The 1,330-nt window shown below is 65.9% G+C and carries 2 protein-coding genes; both read left to right on the plus strand.

Annotated elements, in window-relative coordinates; translation table 11 throughout:
* Positions 1 to 690: FAD-dependent oxidoreductase (locus tag A2J02_RS18535; RefSeq protein WP_197478062.1), on the plus strand; the 690-nt coding region annotated here is incomplete at its 5' end.
* Positions 691 to 847: 157 nt separating this feature from the next.
* The coding region (gene mptB / locus A2J02_RS18540; RefSeq protein WP_197478063.1) for a polyprenol phosphomannose-dependent alpha 1,6 mannosyltransferase MptB at positions 848 to 1,330 on the plus strand (483 nt) is incomplete at its 3' end.

Consider the following 1,330-nt stretch of genomic DNA (forward strand, 5'->3'; position numbering starts at 1 on the left):
ACCGCAGACCTGCCCGTCGTCGATCGACTCCTCGACAGGGCGTCGGTGTCGAAGAAGGGCCGACGGAACGGATACGGCGTGGTCTCACCGTCGGCGGTCGTCGCGCACGGAACCGTTCCCGTCGAGCTGACGGAGACGTGGCCCGCCCGCGCTCACCACACCATCGACTTCGGCGACGAATGGGCCGAGACCTTCCGCCGCATCACCGCGCGATCGGGCAAGGGATCGTTGATGGCCGATCCGTCCCTGCTGATCACCCGACCGTCGGTGAGCGATCCCGATCTCGAAGTGGTGCGCGGCGGAGTACGCAGCGAACCGGTGTCGATCCTCGCACCGTGCCCCAATCTCGACAGCGCTCCACTGCCGTGGGGCGAGCTGGCGCAGCCGTATCTGAACGAGATCCTGACGACTCTGGAGGCTCGCGGATACAAGGGTCTGCTCGACGGATTCACGCTCGACCACATCGACACACCCGAGACCTGGGCGCAGAAGGGCATGATCGAGGGTTCTCCGTTCTCGTCCGCCCACGTGTTCAGGCAGACCGGACCGTTCCGACGCAAGAACATGGTCGCCGGGCTCGACAACGTGGTTCTCGCCGGCTCGGGCACGACTCCTGGAGTGGGCGTCCCCACGGTTCTGGTGTCGGGAAAGCTCGCCGCGCAGCGGGTGACAGGGCGCACGGGCCGGTAGGTTCGTTCGATTCACTGCGTCGACCAACTAAGCTGAGCGCGATCGTTTGCCGGTCGCGCTCATTGCTGCGACCATGATCGTTCGGTGATCGGCGAGAACCATCGGCCGACGTACACATCTCGACCCACAACTCGTTGCAGAGGAGGAGCAGGCGGCAATGTCTTCGATCTCGTCGCACTCCACCTCCGAGGATCGATCGTCGGACGGCGGCACGCCACCCTCGGCTGCGCGACGACCGTCCAGACTGACCGCAACCGGCAATTTCCTGCGCAGTCCCGAGGGCAAGGCAGCGATACTCGGTGTGGTCGGTGCCGTCTGCATCGTGTTCGGCGGGTTCGGCGCGGGCAGTGTGCGCCGACGCGATCCGTTGCTCGAGGAGATGCACCTGTCGTGGCTGCGATTCGGTCACGGATTCGTACTCTCCACCATCATCGTCTGGGTCGGCGTACTGCTGATGATCACCGCGTGGGTTCGGCTCGGGCGCGCAACCCTGCACGGCCGCACCACGGTGGGCGAACTGCGCTGGATCGTCCCGGCATGGACCGCTCCGCTACTGCTGTCGGTGCCGATGTTCAGCCGCGATGCGTACTCCTACCTGGCCCAGGGCGCTCTGCTCCGCGACGGATTCGACCCGTATGCC

Source organism: Rhodococcus sp. EPR-147 (assembly GCF_001647185.1).
GTDB lineage: Bacteria > Actinomycetota > Actinomycetes > Mycobacteriales > Mycobacteriaceae > Rhodococcoides.